Here is a 25183-nt window from a genome sequence, read left to right on the forward strand (position 1 = left end):
AAAAAAATTGATCATATAAACCGATAGCATACCGATACAAAACTCATAAATAATAAAAATATCAGGAATTAGTCTATGTTAGAGAGATACCGAAATCAAAGTGTCGGATTCCAGTTGAAACTGGTGATCACTTTGTGTCTATTCATTGCTTTCAGCAGTATTGCAGCGCTTGTTTACCGCAACGCTTCCGATGTTCTATTGGAAAGCACACTGAAAGAACACCAATCTAAAGTAGAATCAATGGCAAAAACCATTGCTGGCCAATTCGATGCTTACCTGCACACCGCTAAAGTCCTCGAATCTACTTTTCGCAATGGCTACCTTGCCGGTGTCTATGTCGAAAATTACACGGTTGACTTCATGGGACATGAAGTACCAAACATCACTCAATACAGTGAAAGCTTAATTAATGACACCAAGTTGGTCGACAGTTTCACACGTGATACCGGCGCTATAGCAACGCTATTCGCACCATTGGGTGACGACTTTATTCGGGTGTCCACCTCCCTAAAAGATCCACAAGGTCAGCGAGCGGTCGGAACCACGCTAGGCATCAACCATCCTGGTTATCAGCAACTTAAAGCAGGACAACCGTATTACGCTCAAATTAAATTGTATGGCGAGCGCTACATTACCTACTATGCCCCAATCAAAGATGCGACAGGAAAGGTAGCAGGCCTATCGTTTATTGGCTTACCAGTAGACCAAGCGACACAAACCTTATTCGATGCACTCGAAGAGATAAAATGGGGCGACACTGGTTACACCATTATCGTTGATAACGACGAAAACAATCTTGGTAAATACCTACTTCATCCAGCAAAAAGCGGCTCAGATTCGTCAATACTAGAAGTCGCCGACTACAATGGTCACAAGCCTTTTGGCCAGATTTTCGAACAATCTAGTGGATTAATTCGCTACCCTTTCGAGTTCCAAGGTAACGTAGGCGAAAAGTATCTTGTCTACACAGAGGTTCCAGGTTGGAACTGGAAACTGCTAGGCGGTACGTTTATCAAAGAAGTTACAAAAGGTAGCGACACGCTTCTCACACTCATTGCCATCATTTCTTCGGTAGCGGCAATCATTACTTTTGTTGTACTGACACTTTTCTTGAATCACAGCTTACAACCTCTCACGACTCTAAACTCATACATGACTCGCTTAGCCGGCGGCGAAGTCAGCTTGAGCATCCCAGCGTCTCGTAAAGCATCAAAGAATGAAATTACGAACCTGAGCTCGGGTGTCGCCAGTATGGCAAGTCAGCTCAATGAACTCGTTGGTAAGATCCGTTCAACAAGCGACTTAGTGGAGAGCAACTCCACCAGCGTTGCCAACGATGCACATAGCAATTTGACCCAAGCCGACCGACAACAACAAGAAGTCGAGCAAGTTGTGACAGCGATTGAAGAAATGGCCTCTTCCGCTCAATCTGTCGCACAACAAGTCGAAAGCATTGCGGAAAACGTACGCTCAGCAAATACCGATAGCCAGTCTGGTCTCGCGATTGTTGAAGGCGTATGTATCGACGTTGCTCAACTTAACGATCAATTGGATCAATCAGCAACGGCTATCGAGCAAGTAAATCGCGATAGCGAGAGTATTCAAACCGTCACTAAAATGATTGATGAAATTGCTGAGCAAACCAATTTACTTGCCTTGAATGCCGCCATTGAAGCAGCACGAGCAGGTGAACAAGGTCGTGGCTTCGCAGTTGTAGCAGATGAAGTGCGCACACTTGCGCACCGAACCCAAAGCTCAGTTCAGGATGTCGTGGAAATTATCGAGAAACTAAAAGGGTCGACTCATAATGCAGTTAATATGATGACAGACAGCCAACGCAGTGCAAACCAGGTCTTGGACAAAGCACAAGACGCGGGCACAGCATTAGAAGCCATCGCAGTACAAGTGCAGTCGATAGCCTCTCAAGCCGACGCCATTGCAGCGACTTCAGAAGAACAAGCTCAAGTTTCACAAGAAATTGCAGCAAATGCCCATTCTATCAGTGAACTTAACCGAGAAAGCCGCAACACGAGCGCAAAAACCTCGCAAAGTGCCATTGAACTTCAACAACAAGCACGAAACTTGAAAGAGCAAGTCGACTTCTTCCACTAATACTTAATAAGAGCCGACCCAGTCGGCTCTTTTTGTTTCACTTGAGACCATGCTTTTTGATAGAATTTGCCGCCCTACTTTCTGTTCGAGATCGTCATGAACTATCAATGCCCTCTATGCCACCAAGCTCTAGCGTTAAATGAAAAAACGTTTAAGTGCGAAAACAATCATCAGTTTGACTTAGCAAAAGAAGGCTACGTTAACTTGATGCCAGCGCACCACAAACGTTCTAAAGATCCTGGTGACAACAAAGAGATGATGCAAGCTCGTCGTCGATTCCTCGAAGGAGATTACTACAACCCAATGCGCCAAGAAGTGGCGCAGCTGTGTGCAACATACACTGAGGGGAGCACCCATCAATTATTAGATATTGGTTGTGGTGAAGGTTACTACACAGATCAAGTACAAAAGACGATAGAAACACAAGCGAACCATGCCACGATTTATGGCTTAGACATTTCCAAAGTTGCCATTCGTTACGCGGCGAAGCGTTACACGCACTGCAACTTTAGTGTGGCTTCTAGTCACCGACTTCCCTTCGCAAATGAATCCTTAGATGCCATTTTGCGCATTTATGCCCCGTGTAAAGCTGAGGAGCTGCAGCGCGTTGTAAAAAACGACGGCGTTGTTGTCACGGTTACTCCTGCTAGCCGCCACTTATACCAACTGCGTGAGCGCATTTATCAAGAAGTTCGTCTTCACAATGAAGAACCAGAACATATTGAAGGGTTTGAATTAGAGCACCAGCAGCATCTTAACTATGTTATGGACTTGAAAAACGGAGCCGCAATCGATTTATTGCAAATGACGCCATTCGCATGGAAAGCAACCGATGCTCTTCGTGAAGAGTTGAAATCCGCTACACTTTTCCAATGTGAGGCTGATTTTATGTTGCGTGTATATCGCAAAAAAACACTCAATTAATAAGTCAAAAAAAACAACAAACGCAAATAGTTATCATTTATATTGATTCATTGCTCAGCCTCCATTAATATCATCCGGACATTTTTGGAGGCTTTTCAATGCGCTTTTCTACTTTGAGCTTGCTCTTTGCAGGCTTACTTACTGGTTGCTCTTCATATACGCAAACCAACTCTCACGCAACCTCAGCGGAAGTCACTAGTTTTTACGACTACCAACTATACACCCCTTCTGGCGAGCATATCGCTCTAAGCAAACTGCCAATTGAGCTGCAACAAGCAGATGTCATTCTTATTGGTGAATGGCACACACACGCCGGCGTTCATCGCTTTCAAACCGATATGCTCAAACAACTTACGTCCTACGACCGCTCACTCGCGTTATCTATGGAACAATTTACCCGCGACAAACAACCTGTTGTTGACGCTTACCTACGTGGGGAGATCGGCGAACAGTACTTAATGAAACAAGCCAACGCTTGGCCCAATTATGAAAGCGACTATCGCCCTCTCGTGGAGTTTGCTAAGCAGAAAAATCTCCCGGTCATTGCAGCAAATGCACCAAAGAGCATTGTTCGATGCATTGGTCGACAAGGGCTAGATTACATTAACAAGCTCGATGATGATCAGCGAATGTTCATTGCACAAGCCATCAACACTGGTAGTAGTCCGTACAAAGAAAAGTTCATGGCATCCATGCATCACGGTAAGCCAGAGCAGACGGAAAAACAGTTTGCAGCTCAAGTTACTTGGGATGAAACTATGGCGGAATCTATCGTTAGCTACCTAGACGACAACCCAGGCGCTCAGATTGTCCATGTTGCGGGCAAGTTTCACACCGAGCAAGGGTTGGGTACGGCAGCATCAATCTTAAGCCGCAACCCGAGCTTAAAAGTGGTTGTAATTAGCCCAACAGATAACGTGCTTTCTGATAATACAGACTATCAGTTAGAGGTTCTCGCACCACCAGTACGGTATGTACAAGATGCTCACCGCATGGCGGCATATCAACATCTAACTAAACGCAATAACGATCTTCAATGTAAGTAGCTGGTCTTCAATTTAAGTTACTACCTTGTCGTTGCGTTGCATCATCACACCGCTCCGAGTTCATAGAGTGACAACGGTCTGCTTCCTGCTGGTCTATTTTTTGCTAAAGATCACCAATAGAAACTAGAAGCGGCAAAAGCAGACCTGTTTTTATCCAAATAGCTTCAGAAATAAACTTTGCCGCCGATAAAAATATAACTGCTTTTTACCCGCACTCAGTGACCGAGTGTCGATGTTCCAAGGAGTATTCGATGAATCCAGTAGGAAGCACTTCTGTTAATAGCTATGCCAAACAATCTGTCGCCTCTAAACAAGCAAGTATTGCACAAGAAGAAACTAGTGCTTCGCCGCTGAAAGTCGAACACAATAAGGTGACGCTTTCGACCGAAGGCAAAGCGCTACTTGCCGCTCTGCAACAAATCGAGCACGACAGCAAGAAAATAGAAGCAGAAGATAAATCTGTTGGTGAAAAGGTCGAATCTTTCACGCATGGTGCTCTTGGCATGGATCACCCCGATAAAATCGAGAAAGAAGAGGATGGCTCATATTCTGCGGGTCAATACCTTTCTGCGGCACTTACCGTTGGTGGCATCATACTGGCATTAGTCTGATAACCAGTCTGATAATCGTCACGACAACAAATCCTATTTGAACCAAACACTTACTGCAGCCCATAATTTAATAAGCCAAAGAACGATATGATGCAAACGTAAGTGAATTCGACCGCTCTTGTGGCCCGATAATACATGCTCGTTTATTGCTCCCTAAACTAGGTTTCTTGTGAAGGCACTGAATGGATAACTTTAGTCCATGCTTTCAACTCCTAAGCGTAATCCAAGCCCACGTTTGTGGGCTTTCTTCTTTCCAAACTAACGAACGTTAGAGAGCGACTCATTTTTTCTGCAAAACCAAACAAAAACGACAATTTGGTTAAACTTTTATTACCGACACAAAACCTTCATAAATCATTGCTTTAATGCCTGCGCTTTCAATAAACAAGGAAAATATAATGAAGCGCTTAGTATCTCCAATCGTTACGGCAGTGGCTGCATCTACCCTCTCTTTCAACGCACTCTCAGCTGAAATCAAAAACGTCATTTTGATGATCGGCGACGGCATGGGTCCTCAACAAGTTGGTTTACTCGAGACCTACGCAAAACACGCACCTAACTCGGTTTACAAAGGCGAAAGCACAGCGTTATACAAACTCGCTCAAGAAGGTGTGATTGGATCATCACTGACCAATCCAGAAGACGCAATTGTCGTCGACTCTGCGTGCTCAGCTACGATGCTAGCGACAGGAATCCCTACCGCTTCTGAAGTCATTGGCATTGATAGCCAAGGCAACCATGTCGAAACTATTTTGGAAAAAGCCAAAAGTAAAGGTAAAGCAACTGGGCTCGTCTCTGATACGCGTATGACCCACGCAACGCCAGCAGCATTTGCCGCTCATCAACCACATCGCTCCCTAGAAAACAGTATTGCGGCGGATATGCTCGAAACAGGCGTAGACGTGATGATGTCTGGGGGACTTCGTCATTGGATTCCAAAGTCGACAAACGACAAGGGAGAGACATACGAGCAACTTGAAAAGCTCACTCAAGGTAATGTCTACCTAAAATCGAAACGCAAAGACGAACGCAACTTGCTTGCCGAAGCGCAAGACCAAGGCTATAGCTTAGCTTTCAGCCGCGATATGCTCACACAAGCTAAAGGTGACAAATTACTTGGACTTTTTGCTTACTCGGGCATGAACGATGGTATTGCCTACAGTCAAAGCAAAAACGATCCAAAACGCACGCAGCCATCGCTGAAAGAAATGACCACCAAAGCAATCGACATTCTTTCAAAAGACAAAGACGGTTTTTTCTTGATGGTTGAAGGCGGTCAAATTGACTGGGCTGGCCACAGTAACGATGCAGGTACGATGCTGCATGAAATGCTTAAATTCGATGAAGCGGTAAACTCAGTTTATGAGTGGGCAAAAGGCCGTGATGACACCCTGATCATTGTTACTGCTGACCACGAAACCGGCTCTTTTGGCTTTAGCTACTCATCAGCAAACTTGCCTAAACCACAAAAACGCGACGGCGAAGCATTCAAAAATCAGGATTACGCGCCAAACTTCAACTTTGGTCAGTTCGAGATCCTCGATGGTTTATACAACCAAAAGAAAAGTTACTACGGCATGATCAGTGAATTCCAAGCGCTTGATAAGAAAGAGCAAACTCCAGAGAAGTTTGCGGAAGTCGTGAACGCAAATAGCGATTTTTCGATTACGCCTGAGCAAGCAGAACGCGTGTTAGCAAGTAAACCAAATCCATACCGACTCGCTGGACACAAATACTTAAGCGAAGAGAACGTACCGACAATCAATGACTTTGATGCTTTCTTTCCTTACAACGACCGTGGCAACTTGCTAGCGCGTGAGCATGCAACAAAACAAAACACAGTATGGGGGACGGGTACTCATACGCATACTCCTGTCAACGTATTTGCTTGGGGACCTGCAGAAACTATCCTTCCGGTATCAAAAATCATGCACCACTCGCAACTAGGCGAGTACTTGAAGCAACAAATTAAATAATCAACTTGCACTTACTTCACAACTCGTGATGTTTCAACGCTCTCGCAAGGGAGCGTTTTTTTATGCATGAAAACAGTTGACGTTTTAAATCGTACACCACAATAATTATGGGTCTTTAATTATATGAATAAAGAAAATGTGCGAAATCTTTGCTAAGCAACCCCAAGACAACTATCAGTTCATCACCCGCTCTATCCGTATTGATGGTCACGCGACCAGTGTAAAACTTGAAGCGAGCTTTTGGACAATTCTTGAGGAAATCGCTAGTGCTCAAAACATGACGGTTCCTAAATTCATAAGCACTGTTTATCAAGAAGCACTCGAATACAATGGTGAAGTGAACAACTTTGCCTCCTTACTCAGATGCGCCTGCCTCACGTACGCTCGCCAACCTCAAGAGACCACTCGTCAAGCACTTGCGCAACTTAACAGTTAATAGCAACCAACCGACCAATAACCATCCTAAGCTATGTATCCGTATTATAACCCCTTGAGCATCTTCTAATTTGTCGTACTAGAGTACTACCCAGACTCCTTTTGAAATCGCTAACCTATGCGGACTATCAAGGAGTACCCATGACAAAAATGATTCACACCATGATCCGAGTAAGTGATCTGGACCGCTCTCTACAATTTTACTGTGACGTACTTGAACTAGAAGTCGCTGATCAATACATCTTTGATGGCTTTTCTCTAACCTATCTAGCCAACCAAGAAACTGGCTTTGAATTGGAACTGACGCACAATCACGACCAAAGTGAGCCCTACACTCACGGCTCAGGCTACGGCCACCTTGCCGTCAGCGTGGAGGACATTGAACAAGCCCACAAACGCATTAAATCTCTAGGCATTGAAACTGGTGACATCAAAGCCTTTGACCATCAACAAAAGCATTTAGCAACGTTCTTTTTTGTAACCGACCCTGATGGTTACAAAATTGAGTTCCTGCAACGCCAAGGGCGTTACCTATAACAAAAAGAGTAAACATTATGATGCACTTGACGGCTACCTTTCATGCACAACCGGGAAAAGAACAAGAGTTGAAAGAGGTACTTACCCAAGCGCTTGAACCTACTCGCAATGAAGAAGGTTGCGTTCGTTATCAATTGTTCCAAGATAAAGACAATGCATGCCACTTCGTTTTTCAGGAGCAATTTAAAAACCAACAAGCATTTGAGCTTCATGGTAAAACAGAACACTTTGTTCTTTTGATTAGCCAGATCGACAACTTGTTAGAATGCGAGCCGAAACTGGTGTTCTTCGACGAACTGTAACAATAACGCTAACCGAAGATCAAAAAAGGCACTCTACCTAGAGTGCCTTTCACTTGTTAGGACCTGTGATTAAGCGTCTTGCTTCTCCACCATATGCAAATGCACATCTTGTTGTGGGAAAGGAATCGAAATACCTTCTCGGTCGAAGCGTAGTTTCACTTCTTTTGTCACATCCCAGTATACATCCCAGTAATCATCCGTTTTTACCCAAGGACGCACAATAAAATCTACAGAAGACGTATTTAATGTATGAACTTTGATCATTGGCTCTGGAGTGCGAAGTACCGAAGGGTGAGAGGTAATGATATCAGACAATACTGACTCCGCTTTTAAGAGGTCATCCGCATAGCCAATGCCAAACACCATATCCACGCGGCGAATGCGTTCATGCGTGACGTTCTTAATAACATCTCCCCAGATTTTGCTGTTAGGAACAATAATAATTTGGTTATCAAACGTACGGATTGTGGTGTTCACCAAACTCATATGGCTTACCTTGCCATCCACACCGCCAGCATACACAAAATCACCAACATCAAATGGGCGATAAATAAGCAGCATCATACCCGCCGCGAAGTTGGATAACGTGTCTTGCAACGCGAAACCAATAATCACACCAGCAATACCGAAACCGGTTAGGATTGGCGCTAGGTTCAAACCAAGCTGAGATAAGCCCACCATGATACCGATCACCCACACGAATTTGCCGGACATCGAGATAAAGAAGTCCTGCATCAAGTGGGAAAGTTTTAAGTTTTTCGATGCAACTGCTTTACGGACGACTTTGCGAGTTAACTTAGCCAGTCCGCGAGCGATCAATAAAATCAGCGCAAAAACAAACAACTGGAAGATATGCTGCGGTGCATTCTCGGCAAACCAATCCAGTGCCGAGTTGGACCAGTGACTCAGTATTGACCACACAACTTTGGTATTCAGTAAATCATGGGTGATATTACCCGTCACTTCAAAAATTTGGCGTTTGTATTCAGACGTTTCTAAACCGACTTTATCACCAATTGAAATCAGGTTGCGTAAGCTTTCTGTCGCAATATTTAGCCTTTGTTTAGTAATGAGCTGACTAAGTTGCAACGACGCTTTTTCCGACTCTGGGCTAGACGAAAGTTGGGAGCCAATGATCTCACTTTGCTGACTCAAGTACTCAATTGAAGCAGACAGTAAGCGCATACGTTTATCAATTTTATCTTTTAGTTCCGCTTCTGCGCGCTCGTTTTGGGCCCCTAGCTCCTTCAACCAAGCGAGATTTTGCCAGCTCGAATCGAAGCTAACATCAAGATAAGGCTGTAGCTCTCGATAATCATTAACAAGAGCAAGCTTCTCTTCATCCTTAGCCTTATTTAAATCCTCGACGACTTTCTTTATTTTTTCCGATAGATAGTTCGTCGCATCCTCAGAGTATTGTTCTTGTTTTTTAACTAGCAAGATCAGCTTGTCGCGAGAGATAGTTTCACGTTCAATCGCTGACGCTAACTGGCTTCTTAATTCTTCATTCTTTTGGAATAGTTGCAGTTGAAGGGCATCACGCTCGTCGCCACTCGCTTGCGAGAGGCTTTGGGATAAATCCACAATCTCTCGGTTCAAGTTGTCAATCGAGATTTCGGCAGCAGAAGGCTCTTGGATATCGTCAGTAGCAGTCGCATGAACAGCCATTGGGGAGAACATAATGACGGCAAGTGCGAATAATGTCACCCAAGATGTCAGGCGCAGTTTCTGGGGGAAATGAAACGTCATGTTTACCTCATAGGGAACAATCCTGATCAAAACAATCAGGAATAGAAGTGTAAAGCGTTGAAATCATACTCCTAAGTTTACAACACTAAATAATAAACTGAGCAGCATTTCGTTAGCGAGACGTCAAAGTTGGGAGCCCCAATAGCAAACAAGCCTTTCATTTAATCAATGAAAGGCTTGTTTGTATTCGACTAAGGACGGTTGGGATGATTTAAAATATGGTCTTCCCAATCCACCACATCAATCTCGTAAACAACTTTGTTACGGACACTTTCCCCTGCCGCATGCATTGCGGACTTAGAGCCTGTAATCAGCGGATGCCATTCTGGTAAAGGCTGCTTTTCAGCCAACAGACGGTAAGCGCACGTGTGTGGCAGCCAAGTAAAATCGTCGATGTCTTCTCGGGTCAGCTTGGTGCACTCTTCACCCGAAGTGAAACGGTTTGGGTAATCCTTACATGAACACGTTTTACTGCTCAGCCAGCTACAAGCCACATTGGTATAGTAGATTTCATCGGTATCTTCATCCATAAGCTTATGCAAACAACATTTGCCACAACCATCACAGAGAGATTCCCATTCCTCTTCTGTCATCTGCTCTAACGATTTACTTTGCCAAAATGGAGTGCTCATACTTCAGGTCTCACCAAGGGAATTTAGGGGGCGATTTATACTCTTCTCAACGCAAAAGTTCAAGTTTTGAGAAGATCTTGCATCCTTCCCACATAACGGTGGAGATATTCAACTACTTTCGTTTTACTGTTCTATCCTTAAACAAGTTTCCATTACTCAATTGATCAAGAAGGCATTAAGGAGTTTTCATGGGTATTATTTCTTGGATTATTTTGGGCTTAATCGCCGGCGCACTTGCTAAATGGCTCATGCCAGGAAAAGATGGGGGCGGTTGGATTGCAACAATGTTACTTGGTATTGCAGGGGCATTTGTAGGTGGCTTCCTTGGCGGCATTCTCGGTTTCGGCGGAGCCACTGGCGTCAACATTGGTAGTATCATTACCGCAACACTAGGCGCATTTATTCTGTTGTTTGTTTATAACCGTTTCTTAAAATAATCACGATGATTTAAAAGCAAAAAACCAAAAAGGGAGCGTAATGTTAAGCGCGCCCTTTTATTTTTTTCTTTCTTCACTCTTCCAATCCACGTCAAAATGACCATAATTGCCCCCTTAATTTTTAAGAGGTTTACATTATGGATTGTCGATTAGGATGTGGAGCGTGCTGTATTGCGCCAAGTATCTCTTCACCAATACCTGGAATGCCCAAGGGCAAACCTGCAGGTGTTCGTTGTGTGCAACTCAACGACGACAATTTGTGCAAGCTATTTGGTAAGCCTGAACGCCCTAAAGTCTGTCACGATTTTAAACCGTGTCCGATTGTATGCGGCAACACCAATCAAGAAGCACTCGACAACATCACTGAATTAGAACAATTGACGTAATGCGACTCTAGACCACACGTTTAAAGTTAGTACCTCGGTTGTTTCTCTCCGAGGCAGTAATCAAAGCAAACTCAAGATTTAGCACTTTCCCCCTCTGCTTTTTATCTCACCCTTGAGAACTCTTGCCACATAGCGTTCCATTTGCGGTTTTCGCGCGATCTCCCTCACAATTTATTGACAATTCTCGACTATGTTCAGCGGGTCATTTAATTAAAGATCAGGAAAGAACATGAATAAGTATTTGGCTGAGGCTTTTGGCACGTTCTGGCTAGTGTTAGGCGGCTGTGGTAGCGCGGTGTTGGCTGCGGGTTTCCCTGAAGTGGGTATTGGTCTGTTGGGCGTTTCTTTGGCATTCGGTTTAACCGTTCTGACGATGGCATTTGCTATCGGTCATATTTCAGGTTGTCACTTGAACCCTGCAGTGACAGTTGGCCTTTGGGCTGGCGGTCGTTTTGAGACAAAAGACGTTGCTCCCTACATCATCTCACAGGTTATCGGCGGGCTTATCGCAGGTGGTGTGCTTTACGTTATTGCATCTGGACAAGCAGGATTCGATGTTGTGGGTTCTGGCTTTGCCGCCAATGGTTATGGTGAACACTCTCCAGGCCAATACTCGATGATCGCTGCACTTGTGACTGAAGTTGTCATGACGATGATGTTCCTGATTGTCATTATGGGTGCAACAGACAAACGTGCGCCACAAGGCTTTGCACCTATCGCAATTGGCCTGTGTTTGACTCTCATTCACCTGATCAGCATTCCTGTCACCAATACGTCAGTAAACCCTGCTCGTAGCACGGCTGTCGCAGTATATGTGGGTGACTGGGCGGTTTCTCAGCTATGGCTGTTCTGGCTTGCTCCTATTGTGGGTGGCGTGCTTGGTGCGGTTATCTACAAAAACCTTCTTGGTAAAGAATCGAACGATTAATCGTTCCTAACTCCCAAAATCAAAAAAGCCGCTGAATTCAGCGGCTTTTTATTAAATTCTGTGTCGACCTAATAGCGAATGTGACAACGTCGTGCCATCAACAAGCTCTAGCTCCCCACCGACAGGCACACCATGCGCGATGCGGCTGGCATCAACTTGGTGCTCTTTACATAGCTCTGCGATGTAGTGGGCAGTGGCTTCACCTTCAACTGTTGGGTTTGTCGCCAAAATCACTTCGGTAATATCACCGCGACGTAAGCGGTAATCAAGGACATCTAATCCAATATCACTTGGACCAATACCATCTAATGGCGACAAATGCCCCATAAGAACAAAATACCGACCAGAATATTGGCCTGTTGCTTCAACGGCTGCGATGTCTGCCGGGCTTTCTACCACACAAATTTGACCATTTTCTTGGCGTTTTGGGTTGGTACAAATGTGACAGACTTCTTCTTCGGTGAAGGTTCGACACTCAGTACAATGACCTATTTCTGTCATTGCCTGACTCAGCGCATCTGCAAGCTGCAAACCGCCTTTTCTATCGCGCTGTAACAAATGAAAGGCCATACGCTGCGCTGACTTGGGGCCAACCCCAGGTAGACAACGTAAGGCCTCCATCAATTGCTCCAGCATATGACTGGTACGCATTAAAAGTCCGCTTAATTAAATATCAGCAGATTAGAATGGCATTTTCATGCCTGGTGGTAGTTGCATACCGCCAGTTACAGAAGCCATTTTCTCTTTTTGAGTTTCTTCAACACGACGGGCTGCATCGTTGAACGCCGCAGCGATCAGATCTTCAAGCATTTCTTTGTCGTCTTCCATCAAACTTTCATCGATGTCAACACGACGTACGCTGTGACTACCAGTGATAGTAACTTTAACTAGGCCAGCACCAGACTCGCCAGTTACTTCCATATTCGCGATTTCTTCTTGAAGCTTTTGCATGCGATCTTGCATTTGCTGGGCTTGCTTCATTAGGTTGCCCATACCGCCTTTACCAAACATGTTTATCTCTCTGGTTTAATGAGGTGTTGCATCAATTAATGGGGTTATACCTTTGGGTTTTCAACCCCATTCCATTCGATTATTAGATAGGGCGCACACTATCTTTATCAAGCTCTGCAGCAAAACGACGTTCAATAAATTGAACATTTGGATCGTTTTCTAAACTGTTCAGCGCTTGCTGCAATTTCTCTTGGTAGAGCCTATCTCTCAGTTCAAGTGGTGTTTCTCCACTCTCCCCTATTTCGATGCTCATGTGGCACTCTTCACCCAACACGGTATTAAGTGCTTTAAGCAATTCGGCTTGAGCTCTATCAGTATTCAAATGAGCTTGGCTGCTTCTCAATAGTAACGAAACGGTTGTTCCTTCCTTACTATAATGAGAGTTTAGCGCAAGTTGCTCTACCAGCTTAGGGATCTCCATTAAGCTGATTAGCTTCGCCCATTCATTATGTTCTAATGACTCATCGATGAGCTTTTGTGCCATTTCAGGCGTTTTCTCATGCTCAAGTGCCTGCTTGAGCTGCGTAGGTGTCAGTTTTGTATTTACTTTTGTCTCAACAGGCTTGCTTGGACGCCAGCGATACGCTTCCTCAACTTGTGGCTCCGTCGACTTCGGAGCTGAGTTTGGCGACACCTGCGCGGAACTGCCATGCAATTGCGCTACTCGGTCGATAACCGATTCTGGTTGTGCAGATGCCGCTTTAGGCTTTTTTGAGCCACCATTTTGAGGAGTGTTCTGTTGTAGGCCTTGACGCTGAGAACGTAATTGGTGACGTAAACCGCTTAGACCACCGCGCGCTGGTGTTGAAACGCTCTCTTGCATTTGTTGAGGTGGCGTTTCATGCTGCGGCGCTGGGTTTTCACTCATCGGCGGCGCCATATCATACTGTGGTGGAACCGTCTCATATCCACTCGCTTGATACTCAGGTTGCGAACTGGATGAAGGTTGAGGCGCCACTTGTGGTGTGCTTTGTGCTGGACTCGGCTGCTGAGCTCGAGGAGCAGCGGCTGTCTGAGCTGGCGCAGCCTTTGGTTGACTGGTACTTTGAGCCGGAGATGACGCTGGCTCGCAGTTACTAGAAACAACATTTGCCCCACTGTTATTTGATGGGCGGAACGCCATCATACGCAGCACAATCATTTCCAAACCGACTCGCCCATTTGGCGAGAGGGTCAAATCTTCACGACCTTTCAATGCAATTTGATAGTAAAGCTGAACGTCTTGCGGGCTTAGAGCTTTACTCAACAGCTCAATTTTCTCTGCATCTGGTTGTGCTCGGTCTAACGACGCGGGCAACGCTTGATACATCGCAATTCGGTGTAACTGTGTTGCGACTTGCTGCAACAAACCATCCCACTCAACACCATTTGCCGCTAATTGTTGGATTTTATCCATAGCTTGTTGAGGTTTCTTGCTGCTGATTGACTCTAGTAAGTGAATCGCTTGGTCGGTATCAATCGTCCCCAACATGTGGCTGACAATATCGGCTTGCACCGCACCGTTACCTAATGCAATTGCTTGATCAGTCAAGCTGAGAGCATCACGCATACTGCCATCTGCAGCATGTGAGATCATACCCAACGCTTTTGGCTCTGCTGAAACTTGCTCTTGACCTAGGATGTAATCAAGTTGCTGGTGAATATCATCAACGCTGATTGGTTTCAGATGAAACTGAAGACAACGCGACAATATAGTGACAGGCAGCTTTTGTGGATCAGTTGTTGCGAGTAAGAACTTCACATACTCTGGCGGCTCTTCCAGGGTTTTCAACAACGCATTGAAAGAGTGACGCGATAGCATGTGCACCTCATCGATGAGGTACACTTTAAAACGTCCACGAGCAGGTTTGTATTGAACGTTGTCTAACAGTTCACGAGTGTCTTCAACTTTAGTACGTGATGCTGCGTCGATTTCAAGAAGATCGACAAAGCGACCTTCATCAATTTCACGACAAGTATCACACTTACCACAAGGTGTCGCGGTAATGCCGGTTTCGCAGTTCAAGCCTTTGGCAAACAGCCTACCGATACTCGTTTTACCCACACCACGAGTCCCGCTGAACAGATAAGCATGGTGTAAACGGTTTTGCGCCAGTGCGTTTTCCAACGCCGTCAGGACATGTTTTTGTCCGACAACTTGGTCAAACTGATTAGGACGCCATTTTCGCGCTAAAGCTAAATAACTCATTGAATGTATTAATGTCCTTCAAAATCGCAGATGCTGTACACGTTTAGACCTAATGCTTCTAAACGTTTATCGCCACCGATTTCTGGTAGGTTGATAACGAACGCAGCGTGCTCAACTTCACCACCCAGTTGGCGAATCAGCTTAGTCGTCGCTTCAATAGTACCGCCCGTTGCCAATAAATCGTCGACAACCAGTACTTTGTCGCCTTCAACGATGGCATCTGTATGGATTTCTAGTGTATCAACGCCGTATTCAAGCTCATAAGATTGAGCAACAGTAGGGCGTGGTAGCTTGCCTGGTTTACGCACTGGTACAAAACCAACACCTAGCTCAAGCGCTAAAGGCGCGCCAAATAGAAAGCCACGAGCTTCCGTACCCACAACCTTGGTAAAGCCCATATCTTTGTAACGTTCAACAAGTAAGTTGATCGTTGCTTGGTATGCTTTCGCGTCTTCAAGAAGGCTCGTCACATCACGAAATAGAATGCCTGGCTTTGGGTAGTCTTGGATGCTTTTGATGCTAGATTTGATCAGTGAAATTGTTTCTGTAGTCATAATACCGATTTACTTAGATTGGCTCATCGCCCTCTCTAATCGCAGTATCACGAGGGCAACGAACAATAGGTTTTCACCACTATGTGCTTATTTTCGTAAAAGTCACAGGCGCTGAAAATACAAACGCCCACTCGAAGAGCGGGCACACTATTCTCTACAATCTTAGTGATTTTCTTCTCGGTCAGCAACCAACTCAATCACAGGCAGACGCATAAACCAGCTGAGTAAAACGATTAGCATCACTAAAAGACCAATTTTTACCCAAACGAGGGGGACAACAACGATTGAAACCATGAAACTAAGCGCAATAAAAATCGCACCACGCTTTTTTACTTTTGAAGTAACAGCCCGATGCTTATGCCAATTGTCGAGAATGGGTCCAAACGTTTTGTGGTTATGTAACCATTGATGAAATGCGGGGCTACCACGCATAAAACATGCGCTAGCAAGCAAAATAAAAGGTGTGGTGGGTAAAAGTGGAAGGGCTATGCCGGCTATGCCGAGCACAATACAGAGTCCACCAACAGTATTGAAAAAGTAACGCTTAATACGAATGGTGAACTCCGGTACAAAATAGCTATATTAAAAGCCTGCGTAACCATTCATTACACGAAGCCAGGTTAGCGTTGCAGGAAGTGTTGGGATCAAAAGAACTGCAATAAAACCTAAAAAGTAAAAAATATTATAAGGCTCTTTAAAATCTTTGTCTGCCATGATGTGTCTTCTCACTAGTTTACTTTGCTTCTCCCAAGGCACAGCGTTAAATTATCGTTGCACAAATGGGTCATTATTGTTTTAAGCGCTGACTATACATTAAACAGCCAAATCTAAACACCAGTAAAAAGTAAGGTTATTGAACTAAACGTATGTTGTTTTGGTGGTTCTAAAAAGATAATAAGCAGCGTAAGGACGCTGCTTATTGGTTTGCAAGTCATAATTATACTAGTCGGGATTTCCGGGTAATACTTAAACTAAAACTTGAAGAACCTAAACACCCGATAGACAACTGTCCTGCAACACTTAGCGGTAAATCGCGGGTGATGAAGTTTTTCATACTTCCTCCCCCTAAACGGTTACCTGCTGCGATGTGTTGATTCGTATTTCCGTCAGACCAATGGCTATCTAAACCCGCAGGCAATATAGAGACCGAGGATGAAGCGAGGTCGGCGACACCAAACACAGCATTGACTGCACCCGCACACTCCGAACACTCAATTCCTTTTTCAATGATCCCTACCATGTCCTTGAGATCAGCACTGAAACTTTTCAAGTTACGGAGATAATCGTCAAACAATGCCCTAACGAGCAATGTCGTCGCAACTCCATCATTAGCTTGGGAAGCAGAATCAACGAGATAAAACGCAAATTGACCATTCATTAACCAACGATAATCGAAAACCAAGGGCATCACATCCGTCGATTGCAATAAACGGTACGAGCAGCGCCAATCTCCCTGAGCAGCATCCTTCTCTGGCAATAGAGCTTGCAGTAAATCTCTTGCCGCACTCGGATTCTGTTGCAAATATTCCAGATGCCAATACAGCTCTTGTTCATCCGGGATTTCACCACCATCATCAACCCTGAACCACTGACTTGAAAAGTCACGTTGTTCTGAGAAGTGGCTATCGGTATCTTCTAGCGTATTCTCTATCGCCTGAGATAGGTGCTCATAATTACCTATCGGTTTAGGAAGAAAATCTTTAATACCAAATCGCAACGCTTTCGCGACATCGGACATTTCATCCGTGCCTGATACCACGATAAGCGGCATATATGGATATTCGAGACTAACTTCTTCGACGAACTCGATACCATCTAAGACCGGCATCGATAAATCACATAAGATAAGATCGGGTTGGCATTCCCTGAGTTGTTGAAGCGCTTCTAGGCCGTTTTCTGCTTCTACTACTTTAAAACCCTGACTTTCTAAATAGGCATTGGTTACTTTACGAAATATTGGATCATCGTCCACCAACATTATTAGTTTTTGATTAATCACTTCCTGTGCCGAGACCATTGCCGTTTGACTGTGAGTCTTAAACATACCTTTATCCCTCACAAAGCTCAGTCAAAAAAACAGATTTATTATTAAGTCATTATTTTTGTTGTGTTTACTTCCAGCAAAACGTGTCACAGCAAGACCTGAGGCCGCTTCGCCTTGTTATAAAACTTAGCTCGGAAACTGCATTAATACAAATATTACGGCGTATAACAGTATTTACTCAAACAGGGTTGCTGTGTTCAAATGATGCAACATGTTGACTTAAAGCAAGCTTTGATCACAAAGTTAATTATAAATTAACCGTAATCGGTAATTTAATGTGTCTGGAAATATGAAATTAGATGACTTAAACCTGTTTCGACTGGTTGTCGAAAATGGGAGCTACACCGCAACTTCGCGAAAAACCATGATCCCGGTTGCAACCATCACCCGACGCATTCAAGCGCTAGAAGACTCTGTCAATCTTCGACTATTGAACCGTCATGCTCGCAAACTCTCGCTCACTGAAGCAGGGGAACGTTTTTACCATGAGTGCTCTCCTTTACTACAAAGGCTAACAACCGCAGCAGAGGAAATCACTGACGACTGCCGAGGAGCATCCGGCAAGATTAAGATATCCGCGCCTTACAACTTAACTAAACGAATGATGATGCCGATGTTCAACAGCTTTATGAAGCAGTACCCGGACATCAACATTGAGCTAACGACAGAGAATAATGCGGACAAGCTTGACCCTACTGAATGGGATGTAATTTTTCGAGTGGGACCGCAACGCGACTCTAGCCTCATCGCGCGTAAGATTGGCGAAGTGAAGGATATTCTCGTTGCAAGCCCTGACTATCTAACCTCGAATCCTGCGCCACACCATGCAGAAGAGCTATCTAACCATTCATTGCTAAAAGGGTACCCACTTATTAAGTGGACCTTGATTAATAGCAAAGGCGAGTCTGTGGTGAATGTTGATCGTGGTCGTTTTCAAGCAAACGCGCTCAATGTGGTGCGCAGCGCTTGTTCCGAAGGTTTAGGCATCACACTAATGCCAGATGTCATGATCAAAGAGTACATCGAGAGCGGCGATTTGGTACGCGTACTGCCAGATTGGAGTGCAAACCCGCGCGACATTTATATGCTTTACAACCACAAAGACCACCTGCCAGAGAAAGTTCGCCTCTTTATTGACTTTGTGATCGCTTATAACATTCACTAACTAGATAGCGAAAACAAAAAACCAGAGCCGAAGCTCTGGTTTTTTTACGACTTAAGAAAACGCACCCTATGCGCCTTCGTTATGAAGCTCTAGGTTTGCTAAATCCTGTTGGATTTCAAGTTGTGTTTTCGCATCATCATTACGAAGACCATCCAAAAAATCTAGGTATTGTTGGTCAATATCACCCGTTACGTATTCGCCGTTAAACACGGATGTATCGAACTGAGTAATATCTTGGTTTCCAAGACCTACCGCCTCTACCAAATCTTCTAGACGTTGATAAATAAGCGCATCGGCACCAATCTGCTTACAAATTGTATCGTTGTCACGGCCATGGGCAATAAGCTCTGTAGCACTTGGCATATCAATGCCGTATACGTTCGGGAAACGAACTTCAGGAGCCGCTGAGACCATGTACACTTTCTTGGCACCAGAATCACGAGCCATCTCAATAATCTGCTCTGACGTTGTACCTCGAACAATAGAGTCATCCACCAGCAACACATTCTTACCTTTGAATTCCGAACGAATAGCATTCAACTTGCGACGTACTGATTTCTTACGTTGTTGCTGGCCAGGCATGATAAACGTACGTCCAACATAACGGTTTTTCACGAAACCCTGGCGATAAGGGATATCGATCGCTTGAGCGATTTGCAGTGCAATGTCGCAAGACGTTTCAGGGATAGGAATGACAACATCGATATCAAGGTTTGCGTAATCTTCACGAATACGTTCGCCCAGCTTTTTACCCATTTCAACGCGAGCGCTGTATACCGAAATTTTATCGATGAACGAATCTGGACGAGCAAAGTACACGAACTCGAAAATACAAGGGTTCAGCTTAGGATTGTCTGCACACTGCTTCGTGTAAAGCTCACCGTCAAACGTTGCGTAAATCGCTTCACCAGGTGCAACATCACGGACGAAATCAAAACCGACCGCATCCAATGCCACCGATTCAGACGCAACCATGTACTCTGCTCTGCCGTTAACTTCACGCTTACCTAAACACAGCGGGCGAATACCGTGTGGGTCACGAAATGCAATCATACCATGACCAATGATCATGGCGGTCACAGCATAAGCACCGCGAATTGTGCGATGAACATTGGTGACTGCGCGGAATACGTCTTCGGTCGTGACATTTCCTTTTACTGAGTCAATTTCGTGCGCCAGTACATTTAGTAATACTTCAGAGTCTGAAGTGGTATTGATATGACGGCGATCTTTTTCAAACAGCTTCTGACGAACTTCGTTAGCGTTGGTCAAGTTACCGTTGTGGGCAAGTGTAATACCGAAAGGAGAGTTTACGTAGAAAGGTTGAGCTTCTGAAGCACTTGAACTGCCTGCTGTAGGGTAACGAACATGACCAATTCCGACCTCGCCTTGCAGGCGCTGCATGTGTCTTGCTTCAAATACATCCTTGACTAAACCGTTCGCCTTACGCAGACGAAAACGATTGCTTTCTATGGTACAAATACCAGCGGCATCTTGGCCACGATGCTGTAACACCGTTAACGCGTCATAAATAGACTGGTTTACAGGCGTTGTGCCCACGATTCCAACAATACCACACATGTCCTAATCCTCGATTTGCGACAGTAGCTGGCACTACTAGATAGTGCCAGACAGAAAACTTGATGTTGCTTGTAAATGCTCGAAGAATGGGGCGATGATACGGCTGAACTCAGGGATCAACTGTGAATCTTTCCACCAATCCGAGCTTGGGAATGCAGTAAACGCATCCATAAAAAACAGCACCGCAGAAACAATTAAGACTCCGCGTAGACCACCAAATACAATCCCGAGAATTCGGTCCGTACCTGATAGCCCTGTTTTTTGTACCAGTTGACCAATGACGTAATTCACCACTGCACCAACTACCAAGGTTGCGACAAGTAACGCCGCAATCGCCGCTCCGTTACGAAACATATCATCTTCGATGTTGGTGAAGTACACCGCCAATTTGGCATAGTAATTACTGGAGATAAAAAACGCTCCGAACCAAATCACCAAAGACAAAGCTTCTTTAGCAAAACCGCGAACTAAACTGATCAGAGCTGAAAATCCGATCACACCTAAAATGATAAAATCTATCCAATTCATCTTTTCTTCATCTTAAGTTGGCGCGCATTTTAACAGAAAAAATGCTGACGCAAACGTTTTCTTATGGATTTAATGGCTTAAATTTAAGCAATTGACCTTTTGAACCTGTAATTTTTTGTAATTCTTGAACTTGTCGTTCAAGTTTACTTTTTGACACATCAGGGCCAACAATCACTCTCGTAAACTCGTTTTCTTTCTTTGTGTGAGCTTGATAACCACGCTTTTGCAAATCCGCGACAAGCGCGACAGCATTTTCGTGATTCTTAAGTGCCATCAACTGAATGATCCAAGCTGAATCTTCATATTGATTTTTCTCTTGAACAGGACGAGTGACGACCTCAACTTGCTCTGGTTGTTTGATGACCTCAGGTTTAGATGTTGGCACTGGCTCGGGCTCAGAAACGGCTACTTGAGCATCCTCACGTTCTTGCACTACAGCTTCAACCGGAGAATCCGGTAACGTAATGTCGTCTTCCACTGGCTCTAATATTTCGAAGTTTTCCACATCACTATCAAGTTCTGGTTTGATAGGAATACTGGCAAATTCTTCTTTGTAGTGCAGTTTCTTACCATCTAGCACATCGGGAAGAACAATGACTCCGACTGCGACTAGAATGATGGTGCCGACTAAACGACTTTGGAATTTACTTGCCATCAAAATACCTTTGCTTATTTATTATTTGATTGCCAATGTTCCAATACCTCTCCGACGGTATGGAATGAGCCAACCACCAGAATAACGTCTCCTGCCTTTGCGTGGCTTCTCGCACTCTCGAAGGCGTCAACAGGGTTTTCAAAATGAACTTGCCCATCAGGTAAGTATTGGCACAATTCATCAGCGGTCGCCGCTCTCGGTCCAGTAAGCGACGCTGGATACCATTGTGTTGCAACTGGAGTTAGCGCTTCAATGGTTGCTTTAATGTCCTTGTCATGCAGCATTGCAACCACAATATGGATATTCTTACCCAGATATTGTTGCTTCACTCTTTCTACCAAATACTCAGCAGAGTGCGGGTTATGAGCGACATCAAGGACTATTTCAGGTTCGTGATGCAGTACTTGCATACGCCCCGCCAAACGAGCATTATTCAAGCCATTGACAATATTTATGTCAGTGATTTGCAATTCCGAAGCCCCTAGTGCCATCAGTGCAGTGGCTGCATTTTGTAATGGTAGCGATGGGATTGGTAAATCCTCTAACTCAAATGCCCCACTGCTCCATTTCCAACCATTATCAGTTAGTTGGTAATCGTACTGAATACCTACTTGGAAGAACTCAGAACCAATATCGTCAGCATGAGCCGCCACGGTCGCTGGTGGCGTCGGTTGACCACAAATTGCTGGCTTCCCTGAACGGTAAATGCCCGCTTTTTCAAAACCAATAACATTGATGTCATCACCAAGCCAATCCACATGATCGATCGCTAAGCTCGTAATAACAGAAACATCATGGTCAACAACGTTAGTGGCGTCTAGACGGCCGCCAAGTCCTACTTCAAGTAAGACAACGTCAACTTTCTCTACTTGGAAAATACGTAGCGCAGCAAGCGTACCGAATTCAAAGAGGCTAAGGCTAACATCACCACGCTGCTTTTCTACATAATCGAATGCTTCACAGTGCTTGGCATCTACAACGTCAACGCCATTAATGCGTACACGCTCGTTGTAACGAATCAGGTGCGGAGAACTATAAACACCGACTGAATAGCCAGCATCAAGTAAAATGGCTTCCATTAACGCACACGTTGAGCCTTTGCCATTGGTTCCGGCAACGGTGATTACGGTTGGAGCTGGTTTGGTAAGATTGGCTTTGTTTGCTACCGCTTGGACACGGTCTAAGCCTAGATCAATTGCTGAGGAATGAATATTTGCTAAATAATCAAGCCACATCTCTAATGAAGATGTGGCTTGAGGAATTGGGTTTTGGGTCATCTAACTTTAACCATTAAATTCTTTGGTTTTTATGTTAGTTGATACTTTACCCTTTTTCGTCCGCTTCTGGTACAGAATATGGCTCTTCATTTGGAGATTCGTTAACCGAAACCACCAAAGGAGACTTGTGGTTAGTCATCTTAGCGATAAGACCACCCACACGCTGACGCATTTCACGACGGTCAACGATCATATCAATAGCACCGTGATCAAGTAGGAACTCACTACGCTGGAAACCTTCAGGAAGATCTTCACGTACAGTTTGCTCGATTACACGACGACCAGCAAAGCCAATGAGGGCCTTAGGTTCACCGATGTTGATATCACCCAACATAGCCAAACTTGCTGAAACACCACCCATTGTAGGGTCAGTTAGAACCGAAATAAACGGCAGACCCTTTTCTGATAAACGCTCAAGCGCAGCACTGGTTTTTGCCATTTGCATAAGAGACATTAAAGCCTCTTGCATACGAGCACCACCACTTGCTGAGAAACAAACAAGCGCACAGTTATTTTCAATGGCTGCATCCACTGCTTTCACAAAGCGAGCACCAACGACTGAACCCATTGAACCACCCATGAAGGAGAATTCAAACGCACACGCCACAAGCGGCAGACCAAGCAATTCACCCTGCATCACAACTAGCGCATCTTTCTCACCGCTGTTTTTTTGTGCAGCAGAGATACGCTCTTTGTATCGCTTAGAATCTTTAAATTTCAGTTTATCCTGTGGCTCAAGTTCAGAACCTAATTCAACTCGATTACCTTCATCTAAAAATGTTTCCAAACGACGACGCGCTTTCATACGCATGTGATGGTTACACTTTGGACAAACTTCTAAGTTACGCTCTAGTTCAGCATGGTATAAAACCTGTTCACAAGAGGTACATTTAGTCCACACACCTTCTGGGATAGAAGCTTTGCGTGAACTTACTAGATTGCTTTTCTCTAAAATCTTTTCAAGCCAACTCATGGAAGACCTTTTCTCTCAACTCTTCCGCTTCATTGCGAAAGATATAAATTCGACATAATACCGACGGATTAAACCATATCTTGCAGCTACTGTAGATAAAAAACTGGTTGTACCTATTTTTGATATCGTAAATAGCGTATGTTTTCCGTTCACATTCAATGTAAACACTACCGATATTTTGAAATAAGTTTGTAAAATTAGTTCAAATTATCTGGTAAAAACAGTGGACCGATCGGCACTTCAGGTAACCCAAACTCTTCTGGGTAGTCTACATCTACCAGGTACAGACCTTCCGCTTTCGCTGTCGCACCCGCTAGTTTGCGATCTTTGGCTTCTAATAACCACTTGATCCATTCAGGACTCTCTTCGCCACGTCCAACTTTTATCAAGCTACCCGTGATATTACGAACCATATGATGCACGAACGCATTGGCTTTAATATCAATAACCACATAGTTTCCATGGCGCGTAACGTTCAGATGCATCAAGTTTCGAAATGGACTGCGAGACTGACAATGCGCCGCGCGAAACGACGTAAAATCATTTTCGCCGAGTAGGAACTGCCCTGCTTCATGCATTTTTTTCTCGTCGAGCTCACCATGATAGTGACTAACCCCCGAGTTTAAGATGCCTGGACGTAAAGCATGATTGAAAATAATGTAACGATAACGGCGCGCTGTCGCTGAGAATCTTGCATGGAAATCATCTGAAACTTCTTGAGCCCAACGAACCGCTATATCGCTCGGCATGTTCGCGTTTGCGCCCATGGTCCAAGCTACCATTTTTCGAGTAACGTTGGTATCAAAGTGCACAACTTGTCCCGTGCCATGCACGCCTGCGTCTGTCCGACCAGCACACTGAACTTCAACTGGGTGATTAGCGACGACGGACAATGCTTTCTCTAGCTCTTCTTGGACACTTTTCACTTCTCTTTGGCGCTGCCAACCAAAGTAGTTTGTACCGTTGTACTCGATACCTAATGCGATTCTCATCTTAACCTTCGAACTCTAAAATGGGGCGGGAAGTATATACTCAAGTCACCTCAAGTTGCCAGTTTCACCAAGGGTGACATAAAGGTAGCATCCTACTAACGGGACACAAAAAGGGTAGCAAACGCTACCCTTTTGTTTCG

At 44.6% G+C, this 25183-nt stretch carries 27 protein-coding genes; 12 read left to right on the top strand and 15 right to left on the bottom strand.

Translation table 11 applies throughout. The features are described from left to right. Positions 1 to 75: 75 nt before the first annotated feature. The 8 genes from R7Z78_RS09655 (at position 76) to R7Z78_RS09690 (ending at position 7943) form a co-directional block, all read left to right on the top strand. The gene (locus tag R7Z78_RS09655; protein ID WP_104975513.1) at positions 76 to 2112 is read left to right on the top strand and encodes a methyl-accepting chemotaxis protein; all 2037 of its coding nucleotides are present in this window, start codon (positions 76 to 78) and stop codon (positions 2110 to 2112) included. Positions 2113 to 2208: 96 nt separating this feature from the next. Then, positions 2209 to 3036 (top strand): 23S rRNA (guanine(745)-N(1))-methyltransferase, encoded by an 828-nt coding sequence (gene rlmA, locus R7Z78_RS09660; protein WP_005380691.1) that lies wholly within the window; start codon positions 2209 to 2211, stop codon positions 3034 to 3036. Between the two features lie 98 nt (positions 3037 to 3134). Next, positions 3135 to 4082: a ChaN family lipoprotein gene (locus R7Z78_RS09665; protein ID WP_047104404.1), complete on the top strand. Its 948-nt coding sequence runs from the start codon at positions 3135 to 3137 to the stop codon at positions 4080 to 4082. Between the two features lie 251 nt (positions 4083 to 4333). After that, positions 4334 to 4693, top strand: coding sequence for a hypothetical protein (locus R7Z78_RS09670; protein ID WP_005380688.1), 360 nt, complete (start codon positions 4334 to 4336; stop codon positions 4691 to 4693). A gap of 398 nt (positions 4694 to 5091) precedes the next feature. After that, positions 5092 to 6669 carry an alkaline phosphatase gene (locus tag R7Z78_RS09675; RefSeq protein ID WP_047104402.1) on the top strand — a complete coding sequence of 526 codons (1578 nt, stop codon included), beginning with the start codon at positions 5092 to 5094 and terminating at the stop codon, positions 6667 to 6669. Between the two features lie 136 nt (positions 6670 to 6805). Continuing rightward, entirely contained in the window at positions 6806 to 7105 is a 300-nt protein-coding gene (locus tag R7Z78_RS09680) for a ribbon-helix-helix domain-containing protein (RefSeq protein WP_005384938.1), read from the top strand. A 140-nt stretch (positions 7106 to 7245) separates the two neighbouring features. After that, on the top strand, positions 7246 to 7641 hold the full coding sequence (locus R7Z78_RS09685; protein ID WP_005380685.1) for a VOC family protein: 396 nt from the start codon (positions 7246 to 7248) through the stop codon (positions 7639 to 7641). A gap of 17 nt (positions 7642 to 7658) precedes the next feature. Next, positions 7659 to 7943 (top strand): putative quinol monooxygenase, encoded by a 285-nt coding sequence (locus tag R7Z78_RS09690; RefSeq protein ID WP_104975514.1) that lies wholly within the window; start codon positions 7659 to 7661, stop codon positions 7941 to 7943. A 69-nt stretch (positions 7944 to 8012) separates the two neighbouring features. Here the strand turns inward: R7Z78_RS09690 and R7Z78_RS09695 are convergent, their stop codons facing one another. Next, the gene (locus tag R7Z78_RS09695) at positions 8013 to 9692 is read right to left on the bottom strand and encodes a mechanosensitive ion channel family protein (protein ID WP_104975515.1); all 1680 of its coding nucleotides are present in this window, start codon (positions 9690 to 9692) and stop codon (positions 8013 to 8015) included. 191 nt (positions 9693 to 9883) lie between these two features. Continuing rightward, positions 9884 to 10324, bottom strand: coding sequence for a YcgN family cysteine cluster protein (locus R7Z78_RS09700; RefSeq protein ID WP_104975516.1), 441 nt, complete (start codon positions 10322 to 10324; stop codon positions 9884 to 9886). A gap of 188 nt (positions 10325 to 10512) precedes the next feature. Between R7Z78_RS09700 and R7Z78_RS09705 the strand changes: the two genes are divergently transcribed. The 3 genes from R7Z78_RS09705 (at position 10513) to aqpZ (ending at position 12075) form a co-directional block, all read left to right on the top strand. Next, positions 10513 to 10761 (top strand): GlsB/YeaQ/YmgE family stress response membrane protein, encoded by a 249-nt coding sequence (locus tag R7Z78_RS09705; RefSeq protein ID WP_005380625.1) that lies wholly within the window; start codon positions 10513 to 10515, stop codon positions 10759 to 10761. Between the two features lie 137 nt (positions 10762 to 10898). Further along, positions 10899 to 11147, top strand: a complete 249-nt coding sequence (locus R7Z78_RS09710; RefSeq protein ID WP_017820793.1) for a YkgJ family cysteine cluster protein — start codon at positions 10899 to 10901, stop codon at positions 11145 to 11147. A 229-nt stretch (positions 11148 to 11376) separates the two neighbouring features. Then, the gene (aqpZ, locus tag R7Z78_RS09715) at positions 11377 to 12075 is read left to right on the top strand and encodes an aquaporin Z (RefSeq protein WP_104975517.1); all 699 of its coding nucleotides are present in this window, start codon (positions 11377 to 11379) and stop codon (positions 12073 to 12075) included. Positions 12076 to 12126: 51 nt separating this feature from the next. On the opposite strand, the gene recR is transcribed toward aqpZ, so the two are convergent. From recR to R7Z78_RS09750, 7 genes are all read right to left on the bottom strand, one after another. Next, on the bottom strand, positions 12127 to 12726 hold the full coding sequence (gene recR, locus R7Z78_RS09720) for a recombination mediator RecR (RefSeq protein ID WP_005380619.1): 600 nt from the start codon (positions 12724 to 12726) through the stop codon (positions 12127 to 12129). A gap of 30 nt (positions 12727 to 12756) precedes the next feature. Beyond that, entirely contained in the window at positions 12757 to 13086 is a 330-nt protein-coding gene (locus R7Z78_RS09725; RefSeq protein ID WP_005380618.1) for a YbaB/EbfC family nucleoid-associated protein, read from the bottom strand. 82 nt (positions 13087 to 13168) lie between these two features. Continuing rightward, positions 13169 to 15274 carry a DNA polymerase III subunit gamma/tau gene (gene dnaX, locus R7Z78_RS09730; protein WP_104975518.1) on the bottom strand — a complete coding sequence of 702 codons (2106 nt, stop codon included), beginning with the start codon at positions 15272 to 15274 and terminating at the stop codon, positions 13169 to 13171. A gap of 8 nt (positions 15275 to 15282) precedes the next feature. Then, entirely contained in the window at positions 15283 to 15828 is a 546-nt protein-coding gene (gene apt / locus R7Z78_RS09735) for an adenine phosphoribosyltransferase (protein WP_005380615.1), read from the bottom strand. A 162-nt stretch (positions 15829 to 15990) separates the two neighbouring features. Then, entirely contained in the window at positions 15991 to 16377 is a 387-nt protein-coding gene (locus R7Z78_RS09740; protein ID WP_080276930.1) for a YbaN family protein, read from the bottom strand. A gap of 33 nt (positions 16378 to 16410) precedes the next feature. Then, complete coding sequence (locus R7Z78_RS09745) at positions 16411 to 16542, bottom strand: hypothetical protein (protein ID WP_005380608.1); 132 nt, start codon at positions 16540 to 16542, stop codon at positions 16411 to 16413. Positions 16543 to 16765: 223 nt separating this feature from the next. Next, complete coding sequence (locus R7Z78_RS09750; RefSeq protein ID WP_005380606.1) at positions 16766 to 17872, bottom strand: response regulator; 1107 nt, start codon at positions 17870 to 17872, stop codon at positions 16766 to 16768. A 289-nt stretch (positions 17873 to 18161) separates the two neighbouring features. On the opposite strand from R7Z78_RS09750, the gene R7Z78_RS09755 reads away from it, so the two are divergent. Then, entirely contained in the window at positions 18162 to 19037 is an 876-nt protein-coding gene (locus tag R7Z78_RS09755) for a LysR family transcriptional regulator (RefSeq protein WP_005384959.1), read from the top strand. Positions 19038 to 19103: 66 nt separating this feature from the next. On the opposite strand, the gene purF is transcribed toward R7Z78_RS09755, so the two are convergent. The 6 genes from purF to truA form a co-directional block, all read right to left on the bottom strand. Then, on the bottom strand, positions 19104 to 20618 hold the full coding sequence (purF, locus tag R7Z78_RS09760; RefSeq protein ID WP_005380592.1) for an amidophosphoribosyltransferase: 1515 nt from the start codon (positions 20616 to 20618) through the stop codon (positions 19104 to 19106). Positions 20619 to 20654: 36 nt separating this feature from the next. After that, positions 20655 to 21146, bottom strand: coding sequence for a CvpA family protein (locus R7Z78_RS09765; protein ID WP_104975520.1), 492 nt, complete (start codon positions 21144 to 21146; stop codon positions 20655 to 20657). A 61-nt stretch (positions 21147 to 21207) separates the two neighbouring features. Continuing rightward, a complete protein-coding gene (locus R7Z78_RS09770) occupies positions 21208 to 21801 on the bottom strand; it encodes an SPOR domain-containing protein (protein WP_005380588.1) in 594 nt (197 codons plus the stop codon). A 14-nt stretch (positions 21802 to 21815) separates the two neighbouring features. Continuing rightward, positions 21816 to 23078 carry a bifunctional tetrahydrofolate synthase/dihydrofolate synthase gene (gene folC, locus R7Z78_RS09775; protein WP_005380586.1) on the bottom strand — a complete coding sequence of 421 codons (1263 nt, stop codon included), beginning with the start codon at positions 23076 to 23078 and terminating at the stop codon, positions 21816 to 21818. 46 nt (positions 23079 to 23124) lie between these two features. Beyond that, positions 23125 to 24051 carry an acetyl-CoA carboxylase, carboxyltransferase subunit beta gene (gene accD, locus R7Z78_RS09780; RefSeq protein ID WP_005380583.1) on the bottom strand — a complete coding sequence of 309 codons (927 nt, stop codon included), beginning with the start codon at positions 24049 to 24051 and terminating at the stop codon, positions 23125 to 23127. Between the two features lie 197 nt (positions 24052 to 24248). Next, positions 24249 to 25043, bottom strand: a complete 795-nt coding sequence (gene truA / locus R7Z78_RS09785; RefSeq protein WP_025767185.1) for a tRNA pseudouridine(38-40) synthase TruA — start codon at positions 25041 to 25043, stop codon at positions 24249 to 24251. Positions 25044 to 25183 lie beyond the last annotated feature (140 nt).

Origin of the sequence: Vibrio sp. 1167 (assembly GCF_033340375.1) — a bacterium.
Taxonomy (GTDB): Bacteria; Pseudomonadota; Gammaproteobacteria; order Enterobacterales; family Vibrionaceae; genus Vibrio; species Vibrio alginolyticus.

What these genes read in the sequence shown, in the direction of transcription:
- R7Z78_RS09725 (WP_005380618.1), bottom strand. Translation starts at nt 13,086, where the DNA reads ATGTTTGGTAAAGGCGGTATGGGCAACCTAATGAAGCAAGCCCAGCAA.
- aqpZ (WP_104975517.1), top strand. Translation starts at nt 11,377, where the DNA reads ATGAATAAGTATTTGGCTGAGGCTTTTGGCACGTTCTGGCTAGTGTTA.
- R7Z78_RS09705 (WP_005380625.1), top strand. Translation starts at nt 10,513, where the DNA reads ATGGGTATTATTTCTTGGATTATTTTGGGCTTAATCGCCGGCGCACTT.
- R7Z78_RS09680 (WP_005384938.1), top strand. Translation starts at nt 6,806, where the DNA reads ATGTGCGAAATCTTTGCTAAGCAACCCCAAGACAACTATCAGTTCATC.
- dnaX (WP_104975518.1), bottom strand. Translation starts at nt 15,274, where the DNA reads ATGAGTTATTTAGCTTTAGCGCGAAAATGGCGTCCTAATCAGTTTGAC.
- R7Z78_RS09685 (WP_005380685.1), top strand. Translation starts at nt 7,246, where the DNA reads ATGACAAAAATGATTCACACCATGATCCGAGTAAGTGATCTGGACCGC.
- truA (WP_025767185.1), bottom strand. Translation starts at nt 25,043, where the DNA reads ATGAGAATCGCATTAGGTATCGAGTACAACGGTACAAACTACTTTGGT.
- R7Z78_RS09755 (WP_005384959.1), top strand. Translation starts at nt 18,162, where the DNA reads ATGAAATTAGATGACTTAAACCTGTTTCGACTGGTTGTCGAAAATGGG.
- R7Z78_RS09745 (WP_005380608.1), bottom strand. Translation starts at nt 16,542, where the DNA reads ATGGCAGACAAAGATTTTAAAGAGCCTTATAATATTTTTTACTTTTTA.
- R7Z78_RS09750 (WP_005380606.1), bottom strand. Translation starts at nt 17,872, where the DNA reads ATGTTTAAGACTCACAGTCAAACGGCAATGGTCTCGGCACAGGAAGTG.
- rlmA (WP_005380691.1), top strand. Translation starts at nt 2,209, where the DNA reads ATGAACTATCAATGCCCTCTATGCCACCAAGCTCTAGCGTTAAATGAA.
- R7Z78_RS09695 (WP_104975515.1), bottom strand. Translation starts at nt 9,692, where the DNA reads ATGACGTTTCATTTCCCCCAGAAACTGCGCCTGACATCTTGGGTGACA.
- folC (WP_005380586.1), bottom strand. Translation starts at nt 23,078, where the DNA reads ATGACCCAAAACCCAATTCCTCAAGCCACATCTTCATTAGAGATGTGG.
- R7Z78_RS09655 (WP_104975513.1), top strand. Translation starts at nt 76, where the DNA reads ATGTTAGAGAGATACCGAAATCAAAGTGTCGGATTCCAGTTGAAACTG.
- recR (WP_005380619.1), bottom strand. Translation starts at nt 12,726, where the DNA reads ATGCGTACCAGTCATATGCTGGAGCAATTGATGGAGGCCTTACGTTGT.
- purF (WP_005380592.1), bottom strand. Translation starts at nt 20,618, where the DNA reads ATGTGTGGTATTGTTGGAATCGTGGGCACAACGCCTGTAAACCAGTCT.
- accD (WP_005380583.1), bottom strand. Translation starts at nt 24,051, where the DNA reads ATGAGTTGGCTTGAAAAGATTTTAGAGAAAAGCAATCTAGTAAGTTCA.
- R7Z78_RS09765 (WP_104975520.1), bottom strand. Translation starts at nt 21,146, where the DNA reads ATGAATTGGATAGATTTTATCATTTTAGGTGTGATCGGATTTTCAGCT.
- R7Z78_RS09710 (WP_017820793.1), top strand. Translation starts at nt 10,899, where the DNA reads ATGGATTGTCGATTAGGATGTGGAGCGTGCTGTATTGCGCCAAGTATC.
- R7Z78_RS09675 (WP_047104402.1), top strand. Translation starts at nt 5,092, where the DNA reads ATGAAGCGCTTAGTATCTCCAATCGTTACGGCAGTGGCTGCATCTACC.
- R7Z78_RS09770 (WP_005380588.1), bottom strand. Translation starts at nt 21,801, where the DNA reads ATGGCAAGTAAATTCCAAAGTCGTTTAGTCGGCACCATCATTCTAGTC.
- R7Z78_RS09690 (WP_104975514.1), top strand. Translation starts at nt 7,659, where the DNA reads ATGATGCACTTGACGGCTACCTTTCATGCACAACCGGGAAAAGAACAA.
- R7Z78_RS09670 (WP_005380688.1), top strand. Translation starts at nt 4,334, where the DNA reads ATGAATCCAGTAGGAAGCACTTCTGTTAATAGCTATGCCAAACAATCT.
- R7Z78_RS09700 (WP_104975516.1), bottom strand. Translation starts at nt 10,324, where the DNA reads ATGAGCACTCCATTTTGGCAAAGTAAATCGTTAGAGCAGATGACAGAA.
- apt (WP_005380615.1), bottom strand. Translation starts at nt 15,828, where the DNA reads ATGACTACAGAAACAATTTCACTGATCAAATCTAGCATCAAAAGCATC.
- R7Z78_RS09665 (WP_047104404.1), top strand. Translation starts at nt 3,135, where the DNA reads ATGCGCTTTTCTACTTTGAGCTTGCTCTTTGCAGGCTTACTTACTGGT.